We start from the raw sequence: 15,656 nt of genomic DNA, 5'->3' as shown, positions 1-15,656 counted from the left end.
ACAAGTGCGAGAAGATCGGCGCGAAATTTGTTCAAGCCGCCAAATGGTTCCCTTCATCGAAAATGTGCTCATGTTGTGGCCAGATTAAACCAAACCTGAAACTATCTGATCGCACCTATGAATGCACTTGCGGACATGTGATCGACCGCGACTTGAACGCGTCGATCAACCTATCTAAATTAGCGGTTTGACACATATCTCGTCATCGCCAATATGTAGGATTCGTTGCATCCGAATTTACGCCTGTGGAGTGTCATACCAAACGTGAGTAGCTCCGGCAAAAGCGGACACGGCGAAACAGGAAGCAAACAAGGATTTATAGACTTTTATAAGTTCTTGGCAACGGGTTAGCCATGAATCCGACACCGGAACAACAACAGCTAATCAAAGACTATATTATTCTTGACTTCGTCCAAAGTATGCTGGAGCAGGATGAGAACACTCTCCTCGAGCTTCATTTTTCAGAATTGTACTTGAAGCCGCTGAAGGAGATTCAGCTGAAAATTCGCGAAGAATTCGTCAAGCTGAAGGCGCGTTTTGACGATGGACAGATGACGATGCCTATGGCAACCAATGACAACGTACCAGGTAAACTGACATATGAATACTATATTCAGGAAGAAGCGCACAAGGTCAGGGTACATGAGAAGGCTTTGCAAGATACGGGGAAGAAAGTAGTGGAAGAACTGCTTCGCTAGCTTCTCCGGAGGGGCGAGTGCCGCGCGGAAACACTAATAGCGGGTCTGTCTCTCTGAAGGCCCCCTGGAGGAGCGAACCAATCGTAATAACGTACTATACCAAAATTAATAGACTCGTGCAGAGGCTTAACGACAGGCTTTCCTTTAAACGGCTCTGCCCGGGGATTCCAGAAACAAGCTGCCGCGAATATAGAGCGGCAGCTTGTTTCATAGGACTCATTCGGCCAGACGGCTGAAGAGCTCTGTCACTGTCCGAACGCCCGCCTCCAGCTCTTGAAGGGCCCGTTCACTGATCCATTCGCTTTCGTTCTGCATCAATTGCAGAGCCTTATCCCCGTGCTGGAGCATTTCAGCCTGATTACCGATAGAGCCGTGATGCGCAGCCTGCCGCAGGCTGTTCCTGATCTGGGCGCTCAGCTGATGCTTCACCTCCCCTTCCCGTTCCAACCGTTCTACCTTATCCCGGAGGGCAGCCAGCGCCAATGACGGGCTGGTGTACTTCCACAACTCATGCTTCTTGCCTTCGATCATGGATCGCATATACAGGTTCCCATATTCATCCTGGGCAAGACCGTCGAAATGTCCCGCCTCGTCAATCATCGTCATTTGTTTCGTTGCGCCGTCGATCCGGAACAGCTTTCCTCTGGCCGTACCATAGACATCACCGTCTTTACCAACGAGCAGAGTGGCATCCCGCCATACGGTGCCGGCATAGCGTACCGGAAATAATTCCTGCTCATGGATAACCATCTTCTCCTGGGTATCGTAGATAAAGAGCACTCCTTCATTGAATCCCCATATATTCCCGTCCGGTCCGACGATCAAAGAGGTTACGGCCTGCTTGCCGGCCACCGGAGAGAACTCCAACTCCTTCTGCCCGCTTGCAATGTCCCAGATGAACATTTTCCCTTCCTGTGCGGTTGGATCCGGAGCCCCGTAAGCCCCCCAGATGGAAGTACCGCCATAGATTTTCCCATCTTTATAAGCTAAAGTTACGATGCTCTGATCCTTGACCAAATGACGATAGGTCAGCAGGTTTCCATCCTTCGGATCATAGATCGCGAAAGCCCCGCCTAATTGACCGTACTGGGGAACGGTACCGAGAAACAGCTTGCCATACTCCTCCACACCGATCATGCCAAAAGGCCGATCCTGAAGCGAATCTGCGGGAAGCTTGGCGATTTCCTGCGGATTGCCCCCTCCCCAGGGAAGAGTGGTATCGAATTGCGAGATTCTCGCCTGGGGATAAATTCCGAAGTACATCATATCTCCAATGGACGTCATTGCTTCAGCCTGGCTCATCCCCGACGTATAGGTCTCCATAATGCCGGATTCGGGATCATAGATGGCATTGCCTCCTTGCACCCCCGACACATGGATGCGACCGTCCGGTCCGCTGCCGATCGAATTGATAACGATAGGCTGGCCGGGAACATCCACAGTGGTACTCCTGATCGTCCCCGAGGAAAATTGATAAGTAAGGGCGGCATTATAGCCCATCCAGGCGGATAGCGTATAATCGGGGTTTTGAGCACTGCCCGTATTGATAATAGTCGCCGATTTCCAACTGTTAAAGCGCCCTAACCTTGCAACGGGCTCGATTAGTCCTGTAGAGAAATCATAAACGTGCAGATACGCATCCCCTGGTGCAAACATATACGCCTGTTTTCCGTCTGGGGACGGGATGACATGTGCGGATGCCCCTTGAAGCCGCTGCTCGATTTGCTTGCTCCATTTATCCATCACCAGCATCGTCGAGCTTTTGTTCAACTGGATAAACAGCTTGTCGCCAATTAAATCTATACTGTTCGGGTATTCCTCGACCGCCAATTCCTCCGGCATCCAGTTCTCGGAGACACTTCCCGTTGCCGGATCGATCTCAACCAATCGATTGTTGGTCCCGGTCCCGGCGATCAGCAGACCGCGTTCCTCATCGTAGACCAGCTTACGAACATATTTTTCGCCGGCAACCGGGCTGCCCAGATCCCGGAACTCCCCTGAAGCCGGATCATATTCGAACAGCTTTCCGCCAGGATAAGTCCCGCCGAAAATTTTGCCGTCCGGGCCGTTCGCCAAGGCATAAATATGGGTTTCCCCCTGAATCGGCTTGCCGATGAACTCCAATCCTTCCGAATCCGGAACATACCGGTACACCTCCCCGGTTCCCGTTGTTCCAATGTACACGCTTCCATCCTGGGCAGTGAGGACCGCAGAGGTGCTCGTCGTGTCAGGGATATCCAGCACCTTCTCCACATCAAGCGTTAAAGCATTCAACACGGCCAACTGCGCAGGAACACCATTGACGGCGGCACTTATGTAGGGGGTCCCGTCCGTTCCGTAGAAGGGCGTTCCTCCGATGCCGACAACCCTTTTGATAGCGGTTCCCAAATTTTCGAAATGTCCGGAGTGAGCGGATTCCGCATAAGCGGTATCCGATGTCGCTCCCATTCCTCCCCATCCCATCGCTGCTATTAACGTACAAAGGACAGACCATATGATTCGTTTCTTCACTGCTTCTCCTCCGTTTCTTCATTTTAAATTTATTTAGACCCAGCCAGCTTCACATTCCGGACAGGTGTAAACGATCGCCGCAAGTTTAATCTGGCGCCTTAAGTTATTATTGTGGAGAATATCGTCTTATTCTTGTTTTTCCATCCGAGAAATACAGCCGTCCTTGGCGATCGTCCGCCAGAAACCTCGCCCCGTCCTCTGCAATAATATCGAGCTTCCTGTGATCCGGATCATACGCGAAAAAATATCGTCCTTGAATCGTGCCATACAGCCTGCCGTCTCTTCCGAACTTCAGAGACGCATCTCTCCAGATGGACTCGCGATAATCTATTTCGGGAAACAAATGGGCCATGTGGGTATATGTTTCTGTTCTTGGATCGAAGACGAACAGCCAGCCTTCGGCCATCCCCCACAATTGCCCATCCTGTCCTTCGATCAGAGCCGTAATGGCTCTAAGCTCTGGGACGGGCAGCGAAATTCCGCGCGCTTCTCCCCGCTCCGGATCAAAAACGAGCAATTCCGCCTCCTTACGAGAAGGCATTATACCAAGTCCGCACCAAATATTCGTTCCCGCATATAACTTGTCATTAGCGTATACCAGGGCGACAATACTGAGATCAGGCAGCGGATTCCGATATACGCAGCGCTCTCCCGTCCGAGGATCATAACTGATAATGGCCCCGCCCCGCTTGCCATATCCGCATATGGTTCCGATATAGAGCTTGCCCCTGCCGACAGCCAAACCATATGGGCGATCCTGCTCTTCCGCGGATAAATCAAACAGCAGACGCGGGTTAGGTTCATCTGTGCGGCGGGACAAAGTCCACTCCTTCGCCGGATCGTACTCGAACAGTTTAGCGTGAGGATACGCGCTAAAATACAAGCGGCCGTCCAGCTCAGCCGTATTTTCGGTTTGTCCCACCCCTTTATACTCCGTGAAGGTATCGGATTCCGGATCAAAGATCGACGTCCCCCCCACCAGAAACGCCCCGATATACAGCCTGCCGTCCGAAGCCGTCGCTATACTTTGAACATTGGTCGGAACCCCTTCAATCTCCAAATCGGAGATTCTCAGATTCCCGTTCTGCGGATTGTATTTGAACAATCTCGTCCGCCCCAGCCGCGATCCGACCCCAACCAATGTTTTGCCCGGAAACTGCTGCTGATCCGCCAGCTCCACAAAATCTAGTTTAAACGGCAAGATGGTTGTATCGACATCCAGCGAAACCGACCGGCCGCTGTCCAGCTCATAGCGGTACAGCTTTCCGATATACGTATAGTACACCGCCCCTGCGTATAATGGGGATACTCCCAAACTGTTGACCCCCGGCACTTCCCGCTCGAATTTTTCTGTGCATTTCCCGCTATCGTCCATGCTCAAATCATAAACAAGCAGCCGGTTGGAAGGATTTAGACGAACAAATAATTTGCCTCCTTCGATATTAAGATCATAGACAAACTCGTCGTTGTAGTACGCCTCCGGAAGCAGCTCCTTAACTTCACCCGTGCGGTGATTAAATCGTTTCAACCGGGGATGAGAGCCGATCCCGACATACGTTACCCCCGCTTCCGGCCAATGAGCAAGACTGCGAACATAGTGCTCACCCGGCTCGAAAGGCTGGGAGCCGAACAGCTTGAAGCCTTCCCCCGGGCGGTATTGATAGAATACCGCGCCGGGATAAGTGCCGCCGAACACTGCATCCTCGCCGACAGAGGTCAAGGCATATCCGAATGTCGTTTCCGGCGTGGGCCTCCCTAGCACCTCCAGCTTGCGATTCCATGGGGTATAGCGATAAACATTCCCCTGATTATGGGTTGCCACATAAATGCTCTCATCTCCCGCTTTGGTCATCGAGAAGCCTCCCATCGCACCGGGCATCGGGAGAATATGTACTAGCCGCTCCTCATTCAGATCAATCGTCCCCAGACGCGCATCTTCTCCTGCTGATCCATCCAGCGACAGGTACATAATGTCGCGGCCGTCTTCAGACTTCGTAAACACGGCGGCATGAGAGGTTGAATTGTGGATCGGGGCCCCCAAATTTTCTATCCGGCCGGCCTCTTCCGTTATTTTGATTTGTCTTTCCACAGCTGTTGCCGCATATTTTATGGTCATGGTCTCTCTCCTTCTCTCCATTGCTCCTTTTCGATAATAAGAGATGATCTATTCACCTTCACCCCTTGATCGAACCAATCATAACTCCTTTGGCGAAATGCTTCTGTAAAAACGGATATACGATCAAAATAGGTACGGTCGCCACCAATATCGCCGCCATTTGAATCGTTTCCGGCGGAGGAGGATTCTCCATCAGCATTTCTACCGCCCCCAGTGAATTTACGGGATCGTTCAAAACTACGATTTGGCGGAGTACGACCTGTATCGGCCATTTGGTGGGATCGTTCAAATATAAAATTCCGGCAAAATAGTTATTCCAATGCCCGACGGCATAGAACAGACAAAACGTAGCCAGCGCCGGCTTGGATAATGGCAGAATCAGGCGGGCGAATGTTTGCAGCTCGTTAGCTCCATCTATGAAGGCCGCCTCGTTCAATTCTTCAGGAATGTTCAGAAAAAATTGACGCATCACAATAAGGTTGAACGGCGCAATTGCCGCCGGGATAATCAATGCCCACAAGCTGTCCAGCAATCCGGTCTCCTTGACAATCAAATAGGACGGGATCATTCCCGCAGAAAACAAAATTGTAAACAAAACCAGAAACAGGATAAACGATTGTCCGACCAATCTCCGGGTCAGGCCGTAAGCCATGGCGGAAGTAAACAGCAGATTAAATGCGGTACCCGTCACCGTGACGAAGACCGTCACTCCCAATGAACGGATAAACGAGCTGGAGCTAAAAATATACTGATAGGCATCCAGCACCCATTCCTTCGGCCAGAGCAGCAGGTCGCTTGAAATATACTCTTTCATACTCGAGAACGAGACGGAAAAAATATACAAGAAGGGCAGGAGCATCACCAGACCGATAATCCCCAGCAGCACAATGTTAATCCCGTCTATTAATCGGTCTGACCAGGAACGATGCAGCATGAGTAGCGTCTCCTTTATTTACAATTTACCGCTGCTGTGCAGGTTGCACCAAGAAGGCCGGGAGTCGGTCAGTATATTCCTTCCTCGCCGAACCGTTTGGCCAGCCAGTTGGCCGCCACGACCAACACCAGACCAATAACTCCTTTAAACAAGCCTACAGCGGTTGCAAAGCTGTAATCGGATTGATGAATTCCTTTAAAATAAACGTAAGTGTCCAGTACGTTGCCAATCTCCATATTGAAGGAGTTGAGCATCAGAAAGATTTGTTCAAATCCGCTGTCCAGCACATTGCCGAGACGCAGGATGAGCAGAATAACGATCGTGCTCCGGATTCCGGGCAGCGTAATATGCCATAATTGCCGCCAGCGGTTTGCCCCGTCCATCACGGCCGCTTCATACAAATTCGGATTAATGCCCGATAAGGCGGCAAGAAAAATAATTGTTCCCCAGCCCGCTTCTTTCCAGATAACCTGAATAATAATGAGTGGCCGGAAATAAATCGGATCGGTCAGAAAATCAATCGGGCCTATGCCAAGCTTGAGAGTCAAAAACGTATTGATCAGACCGCTGCCGCGCAGGAAAATAATAAAAATCCCGACAACAATGACCCAAGATAAAAAATGCGGCAAATAAATAATCGATTGCACAATTCTTTTGTAGGCCCCATTACGAATTTCATTCAGCATAAGTGCCAAGATAATCGGCGCCGGAAAGGCAAAAGCGATCTGCAAAAACGAAAGCACGAGCGTATTCCACAGAACCCGGACCACTTCGGCATCCTCAAATATTTTGGCAAAGTGTTTGAAGCCGACCCAGGGGCTCTCCGTAAATCCGAGGAACGGGCTAAAATCCTGGAAGGCTATGACCGAGCCCAGCATGGGAACGTAACGATAAACAAGAAAATAAAGCAGTCCGGGCAAAATAAGCAGGTATCCATATCTCTTGCGCCATATTAGTTGCCATATACGGGGCTTCTGCGGTGCAGAAACCCCTGAATTAAGAGAATACTCATTCGTTCTCATTCCATTCCTCCATCAACAGGCAGGTCAATCCCATGCTTCCTTAGGATCTTGGATGGTAATCCCGGCGTTCACTTCCTCAATCCACTTGTCCCCGCCCTTTTTCATAAACTCGTCGACCATCTTATCCCAGTCACTGACCGGACGTTGACCGGCAATCATTTTCGATTGCTCATCGATCAGAAATTGGGTCAATTCATTCCCCTTCTCCAGATAAGTCGGTGACGGTGCGGCATAATGCGGAGAACCGTAAAATTTGCTCTCTCCATGCACCTTAAGCATATCCTGGACGACGGCATCGAGAATTGGATTGCTGTACTTATAAACCTTATCCGAATCTTTCTCCGGCCACGGAACGTCATCCAACAAATAAGAGGTAGGACGCAATCCGTCCTTCAAGGCGTTTTCCTTCGCTACGGGCTTCCCGTCCACCATGTCATAGGCTTTGCCTTCCCCTCCCATCAAGAAATCGAAATCGGGGTTATCCGGATTCATCCGGTCTTCCGGAATCACCGTTCTGGCCAGCTCGGTCATTTCCAATATGCGCCGAACCTTCTCCTCGTCCTTGCCGGCTTCCGCCGATATCGTCATGAATCCTACGAAGCCGCTGCTGGAGGTGAGTCCCTGGGATCCGTCCGGAGCGACGGCCGGAGCCATAAATGTGAATTCCGCATTGGGATCCAGCTGTACCAGGCTATCGGCGTTCGCATTGATCATTCCGCGGGGAGTGCCGATGAAGATGCCCGCTTTGCCGGAATAAAACTCTTTATTGGTTGCATTCCAATCCAGACTGGCAAAGTCGCGAGTGACGGCGTTTTCTTCATACAAATCGGCAAACCACTCGATCATTTCTTTGCGCGCTTCGGAGATCCATCCCGGAATGAATTGGCCCTTATCGTTTTTATGATACCAGGCGTTGGGATCCCAATAGGCTCCCAGGTTATAATTGGGGTTAATGTTCTGGCCAAGGGCTATGCCGTATGTATCGTTCTTGCCGTTGCCATCCGGATCCCCCTTCGTGAATGCGATGGCGACCTGCTTCAATTCTTCATAGTTGGTCGGAACCTCCAGCCCAAGATTATCCAGCCAGTCCTTACGAATCATCGGCAAAAAGCTGAAGCGCGGATAATACTTGGGAATCGCGTAGATTTTTCCGTCCACTCTGAATTGATCCCATATAAAATCAGGAACGAGAGCCAGCGATGGATAATCGTCAATATAGTCGTCCAATGCGAGAAAAGCATTCTGCCGGGCAAATTTAGGATAACGGTTCGATATATCCGGCGCCTCGAAAGCAACCATATCCGGGATGGTTCCGGATGCCAGAACTGCGCTCAGCTTCTCACTGTAGCTGCCGACGGGCACCTGATTAACCTGATAATCGACATTAAATCTTTCATTAATCATTTGCACGCCCGGGCTGTCATTAGGCGGCAATTCCCCGTAGCCGAACTTCATGGCCGTAATTTTTATTTGACGGTCCTTGTCTGATTCTTCCGGTTCCTTGGCGGAATCCCCGGGTTCTGTCTTTGTCCCGCCGGACGAACAGGCTACTGTCAGCGTTACTGCGGCCGTAAAGATTAAAGTATGCTTTTTGAATCTCACAATAAACCCCTCCCCGTAAAAATGAATAACAATCACATTTGGCCTCAAAAAGAAAAATAACAAACACTATAATTCTGATACGTATCTGGTTGAATTATAACGAGTCAATTAAAGCGTTGTCAATATAGAAGGTTGAAAAATTAGTTATCCACAATAAGCTGGAAGTCGGGATAAATTCAACCTTGCAGTTGAAACTATTCGGAAGTCGCTCCCGTTATAATTGGATTGAAAAGCGATTTGAAAGGGGCTATACTAGAAATTGCAGAGGATATTTTGAATAATATTGAGAAACAACCAGATTTGTATCAGTTTGAGGTTGGTTCGGGAGGTTGCTAAATGAGTCGTAAAACCAAACAATCGGTGCTTCGTTCCAAGTTGGAAGAGATGATGGCAAGCATCCGGGACAGCATCCGGAGCGGAGCATTTAAGAACGGTCAGTTTCTGCCCTCGGAGCTTGAGCTGGCAGAGCAGTATAACCTCAGCAAGCATTCCGTCCGGAAAGGATTGGATATTCTCGTGACGGAAGGATATGTGCAGAAAATACCGCGCATCGGTAATAAAGTGCTTAACCCGGATTATACCTCGAATACTACTATCCGTTTCGGCTATTACCCATCGATGCATAAACAGGCGGAATTGAGTACATTGATAGATTATTTTCATGAACGGCATCCGGGGATCCAGGTGGAGCTCATTCCAATCCCCTTCCATTTCGACGATTTGCAGCTTATGAAGCATTACCTTCAATCCGGATTGATTGATGTGGCTATGTTTAACAATCAATCCTTCTCCGAATTCCATGAAAGAGATGGCAGCTTTGCGCTGCTGGAGCCGTTGCAGCCGCCGGAAGATGCGTATCCGTTCCTTCTTCCCGCTTTTCAAGACGGCAAACGGCTGCGTGCAGTTCCTTTCGTCTTCTCTCCGGTCATTCTTTGCTATAACAAAGATCACTTCGAAGAATTTGATCTCCCTGAACCCGACAGCAGCTGGACCTGGAATGAGCTTATGGATGTGGCTCACCAGATCACCAACCGCAGCAATCGGGTAGGGTTTTATTATCATGCGTTATCGGACAACCGCTGGCCGATCTTCCTTCTTCAGAGCGGACAATGGATTCGCCCGGAAGATACCGGGCCTGTTTCCTTCCGCCATCCGGATGTGCGGGAGGCCATACAGATGAGCAGGGATATCATCAGCCACCAAGGCTTATCCTCCTTTCTCTCACAGAGTGATCTGGAGGCGGACGATTTGTTCCGTCAGGGCAAAGTATCCATGGTGATGACCACCTATTTCGTCCTGAACGAATTCCGCAATGCATCGTTTCGCTTCGACATTGCGCCTCTTCCGCGGCTGAAAACTTCCAAGACGCTCAACCTGGTGATCGGACTGGCCGTTTCTGCCAAATCGGCCAATAAGGAAGCAGCGAAGACGCTGGTGCATTACCTGACCTCCCAAGAAGCGCAAACCGTTATACGCCATCGGACTTTAAGCATCCCGGCGATGAAGAGGGCGGCTGAACGCACGGGCCGCACCGACATCCGGGATGCAGTGGCCGGCCGGGGGAAACGTTCGCCAAGCCCTGCAGCACAAGGAGCCCGCATGGTACAACCGTATGAAGCGGCTGAGCCTTCCCGATTTCAGCTGTATCGGGAAATCATTCCCAGCTTTAAGATGCATTCCGAGCTTGGGTTATCCGGACCGCTGCTGAAGCAAATTCGCGAGGAACTGAAATTATATTGGTCTCAAGTGACCGATTTGGATACTTGCTGCCGACATCTGGAGAAGCTGCTTTCCGAGCAGCCGGTCGTTAACGCCTAGCCCAAAAAAGGCACTTTTGATGACTGCTTTTTAGGCTAGGCAGTCTAATAGTGGTAAACAGGAGGGATTCTATCGTTAATCCTTCCGATATGAGGTATTTGCGTTCTCCCATGTAAAGCTCATTCGTTTATCCTTGAATGGATGGTGGACAACATGCCGGCCCGGATCGATTCGATCCGGCCGATGATTTGTGCACATTCCCTTCCGTATTGTTCCTTCAGCTTCTCCTCCTGCAGGCCGGGAAGGTTGATGGCAACTGTAATCCATGCGGAGCGGGCAGCCGCCTCCAGAAGATAGACGGCTATTCCAAGATCGGATAATACCCTGCGGTTCGCGTTCCCGGCTATCCCTTCCATTGTTTCCATGGAAGCCAGACATCTTCGCATCAGCCTGACAGGAACCTCGGTGGCCAGTACCGAGGCGGAGGCCAATGCAGCCTGTTTGGCTTGCTTGTGCTCCTCGGTTTGTCCTGACATTCGGGCGGCGGACATATAAGTTTCGAACGAGTGAACATCCTCCTCTAGAAGGCTTTCGAATTGATCGATATCCGCTTTCATCCGGATGATCATGTGCTCCATTTCTTCCGAATGGGAGGCAAATTTAGGCCCCTGGCTAAAGTGGGCAACCATCGAGCCCATGGCCGCTCCCAGCGCAGCAACCAGAGCCGCGACGCTCCCTCCACCCGGAGTCGGTGTACGGGATGAAGCCGCTTGGACGAAGGAGCGAACGGATTGATCCATCAAGCTCATTTCTATACTCCCCCCTTTCTTATAAAATTCTGCTGCTTCTTACCATGCTGCAGTTCGAAGGCTTTTATAACATTTTCAAATAGAATGGCCGTTGTCAGCGTTCCTACCCCTCCCGGAACCGGCGATAACGCCTGCAAGCGAAGAATCGCCCCGGAGTCCACGTCCCCCTTCAACTCCCCGCTGTCTGTTTCATTAATTCCCGCATCTATCGCGACCAGATCGGGATGGACCATAGACTTCGTTATTAATCCTTGACGCCCCGCAGCGGCAAATACAAAATCCGCCTGGCGAAGCGGGACGGACAGATCGGGAGTATACGAATGGCACACGGTCACGGTGGCATTCTTCCGCAGCAGCAAATGAAGGAGCGGCATTCCTACGGTCTCCCCGCGCCCCACCACGACAGCATGTCTTCCCTTTAGCTCATAGCCGTAATCTTCCAGAAGCCGGACACAGGATAACGGTGTAGCCGGATATAGTCCTGGGGCTCCGGTTTGATTAGCCAGCCGGTTGGAAGAGGTCAATCCGTCCACGTCCTTCCATGGCGAAATCGCCTCGATTATCGCTTTGGAGGACAAGTGCCGTGGGAGAGGGAGCTCTAACAGAATTCCGTGAACCCCATCGTCCCTATTTAACGTATCAATGATTCCCATCAGTTCTTGTTCCGTTACTCCGGATGGGAGGCGTATCCATTCGAACGCTATACCAAGCCGGGAAGCCCACCGCTGTTTAGCCTTCGCATAGGCCAGGGAAGCCGGGTCCCCTTCCACCAGAATAACGGCCAGCTTTACTTCTATCCCCCGCTGCTCCCTCACTCTTCCTGCCTGTTCAGCAACTGCCTTTCGGATGCGATCCGCTGCCTCTTGCCCGGTTAACCAAATTCCCATAGCTTGCTGCTCCTCCTTCATTAACAAAAAAAAGTATTTGACCCCGATTAGGGATCAAATACTTTGCCCAGGCGAACGGCTATAACGTCATATGTGCTTCCTCGTGGTTCACCACGTGCGCCAGTTACACATACCAAATATTAACTAATATTATATTCTGAAATTTCCTGCAATACAAGCAATTTTTTGTTCAGAACAGCCCCACACCAACATTTCGGAACCAAGACGCCTTGTCAGGAGGAGTGCCACGGCCATTATGACAAGAAACGGCGCAATACGTTATCACTAATTCGGACCACATTATTATCGTAATTATTCCAGGCTATACTGCCCGCCCAGTTAATGGAACCAACGGAGAAAACCGCACCGCCGCCGGCAATATCAAAATAGGTCATATCGGCACGCACGAGCGGGCTTTCAAGCCCCCCTTGCCCCGGCGCTGTGAACAGCAAATCTTCATGGACTACTTGATAGTAATCGTCCAGACCGGTCGAGGTCGCCAATCGCAGCGCATGTTTGGGCGTACCTAATTCATGGTCGAAGCGGTCAATTTCATCCCCTACCGCTCCGCCCATAACGAGACCGAAATCGCCGATGATTTCATCCTCCCCGATCCCTTCGAATATAAACGCCGCCGCCGGATCATGACTGTCCGGAAGCCGCTTGTATCCGCAGCCGTTAATACCGCCCAGCGCAGAAAAACCAACTCCGACGATGCTCTGCGGCACAAAACCGTAATGCCGCCATAAGCCCCCGGGCTCGCCGGTTGTACTATGATAGATTTGCCCCGGCGGTGTATCAGACGATCTTGTACCGGCATTGCCACGCCGTACTTCAAGCAAGTAAGAACGGTCTGCATCCAGACTGGTTACCCAATAAAACCCGTTCCCGCCCAAATACATCAGCCGACCGCCGGCAGCCAAATATTGCTTTAGCGCAATAAGCATCGGACGCGTCCAATATTCGGGGTGGCTGCCCGTAATAATCACTTTATAAGATGCCAGAAGCTCCTGCCCTTCCCGATGCAAATCTTCATCCGTAATGACATCATAAGGCTGCTTCCGCCTTTCCAGCCAACCGGTTATATATAAATCCGCTGAAAAATGCCTTACTGCACGCCAATTGCGGTAATGAGGCCGTATATTCAAAATCGGACGCAAGCGGGAGCTGTACTGTACACCACTGCCGTCATTATGCAAGTCATAGATCGATTTGCCCAACTCCGGATGCTCGGACAGAAACCGGTCCTGCTCCGGAAGCACATAATCGTCTCCCATATAAGCTTGAGCCTGCTCATACAGTCGTTCGTTCGCATAAGCCAGATACGTATTAGTTGGGGCCAAATAGACGACCTCTGCTTTGGCAGTCTGTCTGCCCGGACGTACAAACAATGGCACATAATCGACGCTGGCTTCCGTCTCCAAACGAAAAGCGTAGACTCCGCTCCGCAGTTCGTCCGGCACTTTCCAGACAAAATCGGCATCCCAGCCCGCATCGCATAAATCGTCGTCATGAAAATGAACAGCGGCATACTGGTCTGGAGCTTCTTTAAAGCTCGCATATTCACCAGTCCAATTATGACTTGTCACCGCTCGTGCCGGCGCTTGATATAACCGGCCGTCATTTTGTCCGCCCGAACAGTCGATTAGGCGGCTGGACGAAATAAATTGACTGAAATCATAGCATGCCGCACACTCTGCTCTCATACTTGCCGAAAGTTCCGGTGCTGAATACAGCTGTTCGAGCTGTTCATCATCCAGAGCAGTACGAAAAAAACGCGGGTTTTCCAGCTTGCCGTTATAATAATGCTGTCTCCTGCCCTCCTGATATTGAGCGGCCAGCACGACTGCACCCGTTAACAAATTTGAGAAATCCAATGCTGCTTTTCGTTTAATAAACTGCCTATCCCGTTCGGGCATCCATTGATCCTGATGATCAATCAACAGTGCCGCTTCTCCTGATTCGGCCGAATAACGTACAGCGATAAAATACCACGATTTCGCCATAAGCGGCCGCTCCGTACGAACAACCGCCGACTGCCCCGCACAGTCTGTAAGCATCAGCGCGAGTTGACCATCTTGCTCAAGGACAAGCCGTCCTCCGGCCGTGCCGTTCGTCGCCGACACGGACCAGAGCGTCTGCGGATGTACCGCCCCTGTCGTCAAAGTCGGCCAAGCCCATAGTTGAACCGTGAATTCTCCGCCCTGCATCCAATCGGAGGGAACCGGCAATTCGCCATAGGAACCTGCCTCGATTTCCTGTACGCGCCCCGGATAGACTCGATTGCACTCGGCTTGCACAGTCTCCACGGGCAAATCATCGCTCTCCGCATCCATCAGCCCGCCGCATAGACGAACGACGTTCACCTTATAGCTTTTGCTTGTCGTACTGACCATAACCTTGACCTGTTCCCCCGGCATTACACTGAACTGATCCGCGTACCCGGTAATGTTAAGCGCTTCCTGTTTCATTGTATCTCCTCCTATTTTGTAAGACTCGATTACAACATGGAAAGAACAACAGTCTGAAGCGAAGGGGTAATTTGCTCGGGGCAGCACCTCCTTTATCAACGTTCAATTCCGCGCAGATAGACTTTGGCAACATGGCGGATAAAGGTTTCTTTGCTCATTTGCTGTTGTTCCACCATTTTCAGATACAGATGCGGATCGAACATGTTTATAAACTGAAAGGCCATCATCTCGTTAGGAAGCTCCCGATCAAAGAGGCCTGCTTCCTTTCCCTCATCCAAAATCTTCCCTATACCGCCAAATATCTCTGCAATCAATCCATCGATCCGCTGCTGTTGTGCTTTAAATACAGAGGCCAAATCCGGATCGCTCCGCAGCATAAACTGAAAAAATGCGCCTGACATTTCTTTCTCCAACAAATAAATCAGCTTCTCCTGTGCCGTACCGTTATAAGCCCGGGCTTGCTGCACGCTTTCCAGAAACATGTTGAGCTTCGGCTCTACCAATGCATAAGCCAGTTCCTCTTTACGTGTAAAATGCAAATAGAGTGTCCCCTTGGCAATTCCAACCCGGTCTGCGATTTCATCCATGCTCGTATGGTGGTAACCCTTCTCCAGCATGATTTCTTCCGCCGCCTGCAAGATGTATTGCTCCCTTTCCTGACGCTGCCGTTCTTTCAACGAACCTTTCCTTTGCACCATATATTTATAAGCGCCTCCAAACAGATTCTGAATTTGATATTCAAATAATGACTTTATAGTCATAACAGTAACGTATATTGGTAATTTTTTCAACTGTTCTTTTAAATTGCCGCTGTATTTATCATAAGTTTATCAGTTCTTCAATAAATC

At 50.4% G+C, this 15,656-nt stretch carries 12 protein-coding genes and 1 riboswitch; of the genes, 3 read left to right on the top strand and 9 right to left on the bottom strand.

The genetic code is table 11. The features are described from left to right. A partial coding sequence (locus FS806_RS02945) for a zinc ribbon domain-containing protein (protein ID WP_144933009.1) occupies window positions 1-191 on the top strand: 191 nt, incomplete at its 5' end. 162 nt (window positions 192-353) lie between these two features. Further along, on the top strand, window positions 354-698 hold the full coding sequence (locus FS806_RS02940) for a YhjD family protein (RefSeq protein ID WP_144933007.1): 345 nt from the start codon (window positions 354-356) through the stop codon (window positions 696-698). Window positions 699-914: 216 nt separating this feature from the next. Here FS806_RS02940 and FS806_RS02935 read toward each other — a convergent pair whose 3' ends face one another. The 5 genes from FS806_RS02935 to FS806_RS02915 form a co-directional block, all read right to left on the bottom strand. Then, entirely contained in the window at window positions 915-3,209 is a 2,295-nt protein-coding gene (locus FS806_RS02935; RefSeq protein ID WP_144933005.1) for an FIMAH domain-containing protein, read from the bottom strand. A 106-nt stretch (window positions 3,210-3,315) separates the two neighbouring features. Next, window positions 3,316-5,325: a ligand-binding sensor domain-containing protein gene (locus tag FS806_RS02930; RefSeq protein ID WP_144933003.1), complete on the bottom strand. Its 2,010-nt coding sequence runs from the start codon at window positions 5,323-5,325 to the stop codon at window positions 3,316-3,318. Between the two features lie 58 nt (window positions 5,326-5,383). Further along, a complete protein-coding gene (locus FS806_RS02925) occupies window positions 5,384-6,259 on the bottom strand; it encodes a carbohydrate ABC transporter permease (RefSeq protein ID WP_144933001.1) in 876 nt (291 codons plus the stop codon). A 68-nt stretch (window positions 6,260-6,327) separates the two neighbouring features. Next, complete coding sequence (locus FS806_RS02920; protein WP_144932999.1) at window positions 6,328-7,281, bottom strand: ABC transporter permease; 954 nt, start codon at window positions 7,279-7,281, stop codon at window positions 6,328-6,330. A gap of 24 nt (window positions 7,282-7,305) precedes the next feature. Further along, window positions 7,306-8,883: an extracellular solute-binding protein gene (locus FS806_RS02915; protein WP_260981959.1), complete on the bottom strand. Its 1,578-nt coding sequence runs from the start codon at window positions 8,881-8,883 to the stop codon at window positions 7,306-7,308. Between the two features lie 336 nt (window positions 8,884-9,219). Between FS806_RS02915 and FS806_RS02910 the strand changes: the two genes are divergently transcribed. After that, complete coding sequence (locus FS806_RS02910) at window positions 9,220-10,701, top strand: extracellular solute-binding protein (RefSeq protein WP_144932997.1); 1,482 nt, start codon at window positions 9,220-9,222, stop codon at window positions 10,699-10,701. A 119-nt stretch (window positions 10,702-10,820) separates the two neighbouring features. On the opposite strand, the gene FS806_RS02905 is transcribed toward FS806_RS02910, so the two are convergent. The 4 genes from FS806_RS02905 to FS806_RS02890 form a co-directional block, all read right to left on the bottom strand. Next, window positions 10,821-11,450, bottom strand: a complete 630-nt coding sequence (locus FS806_RS02905; RefSeq protein ID WP_144932995.1) for a cyclodeaminase/cyclohydrolase family protein — start codon at window positions 11,448-11,450, stop codon at window positions 10,821-10,823. Window positions 11,451-11,452: 2 nt separating this feature from the next. After that, entirely contained in the window at window positions 11,453-12,337 is an 885-nt protein-coding gene (locus FS806_RS02900) for a bifunctional 5,10-methylenetetrahydrofolate dehydrogenase/5,10-methenyltetrahydrofolate cyclohydrolase (protein WP_144932993.1), read from the bottom strand. Window positions 12,338-12,395: 58 nt separating this feature from the next. Further along, window positions 12,396-12,475, bottom strand: a riboswitch (ZMP/ZTP riboswitch). A gap of 116 nt (window positions 12,476-12,591) precedes the next feature. Next, window positions 12,592-14,808, bottom strand: coding sequence for a N,N-dimethylformamidase beta subunit family domain-containing protein (locus FS806_RS02895; protein ID WP_144932991.1), 2,217 nt, complete (start codon window positions 14,806-14,808; stop codon window positions 12,592-12,594). Window positions 14,809-14,903: 95 nt separating this feature from the next. Beyond that, window positions 14,904-15,569, bottom strand: coding sequence for a TetR/AcrR family transcriptional regulator (locus FS806_RS02890; RefSeq protein ID WP_222126581.1), 666 nt, complete (start codon window positions 15,567-15,569; stop codon window positions 14,904-14,906). Window positions 15,570-15,656 lie beyond the last annotated feature (87 nt).

The organism is Paenibacillus sp. 32O-W (assembly GCF_007679495.1).
Classification (GTDB): Bacteria; Bacillota; Bacilli; order Paenibacillales; family NBRC-103111; genus Paenibacillus_L; species Paenibacillus_L residui.
This window is presented reverse-complemented; position numbering and strand designations above follow the sequence as displayed.

What these genes read in the sequence shown, in the direction of transcription:
- FS806_RS02940 (WP_144933007.1), top strand. Translation starts at nt 354, where the DNA reads ATGAATCCGACACCGGAACAACAACAGCTAATCAAAGACTATATTATT.
- FS806_RS02930 (WP_144933003.1), bottom strand. Translation starts at nt 5,325, where the DNA reads ATGACCATAAAATATGCGGCAACAGCTGTGGAAAGACAAATCAAAATA.
- FS806_RS02925 (WP_144933001.1), bottom strand. Translation starts at nt 6,259, where the DNA reads ATGCTGCATCGTTCCTGGTCAGACCGATTAATAGACGGGATTAACATT.
- FS806_RS02920 (WP_144932999.1), bottom strand. Translation starts at nt 7,281, where the DNA reads ATGAGAACGAATGAGTATTCTCTTAATTCAGGGGTTTCTGCACCGCAG.
- FS806_RS02910 (WP_144932997.1), top strand. Translation starts at nt 9,220, where the DNA reads ATGAGTCGTAAAACCAAACAATCGGTGCTTCGTTCCAAGTTGGAAGAG.
- FS806_RS02905 (WP_144932995.1), bottom strand. Translation starts at nt 11,450, where the DNA reads ATGAGCTTGATGGATCAATCCGTTCGCTCCTTCGTCCAAGCGGCTTCA.
- FS806_RS02900 (WP_144932993.1), bottom strand. Translation starts at nt 12,337, where the DNA reads ATGGGAATTTGGTTAACCGGGCAAGAGGCAGCGGATCGCATCCGAAAG.
- FS806_RS02895 (WP_144932991.1), bottom strand. Translation starts at nt 14,808, where the DNA reads ATGAAACAGGAAGCGCTTAACATTACCGGGTACGCGGATCAGTTCAGT.
- FS806_RS02890 (WP_222126581.1), bottom strand. Translation starts at nt 15,569, where the DNA reads ATGACTATAAAGTCATTATTTGAATATCAAATTCAGAATCTGTTTGGA.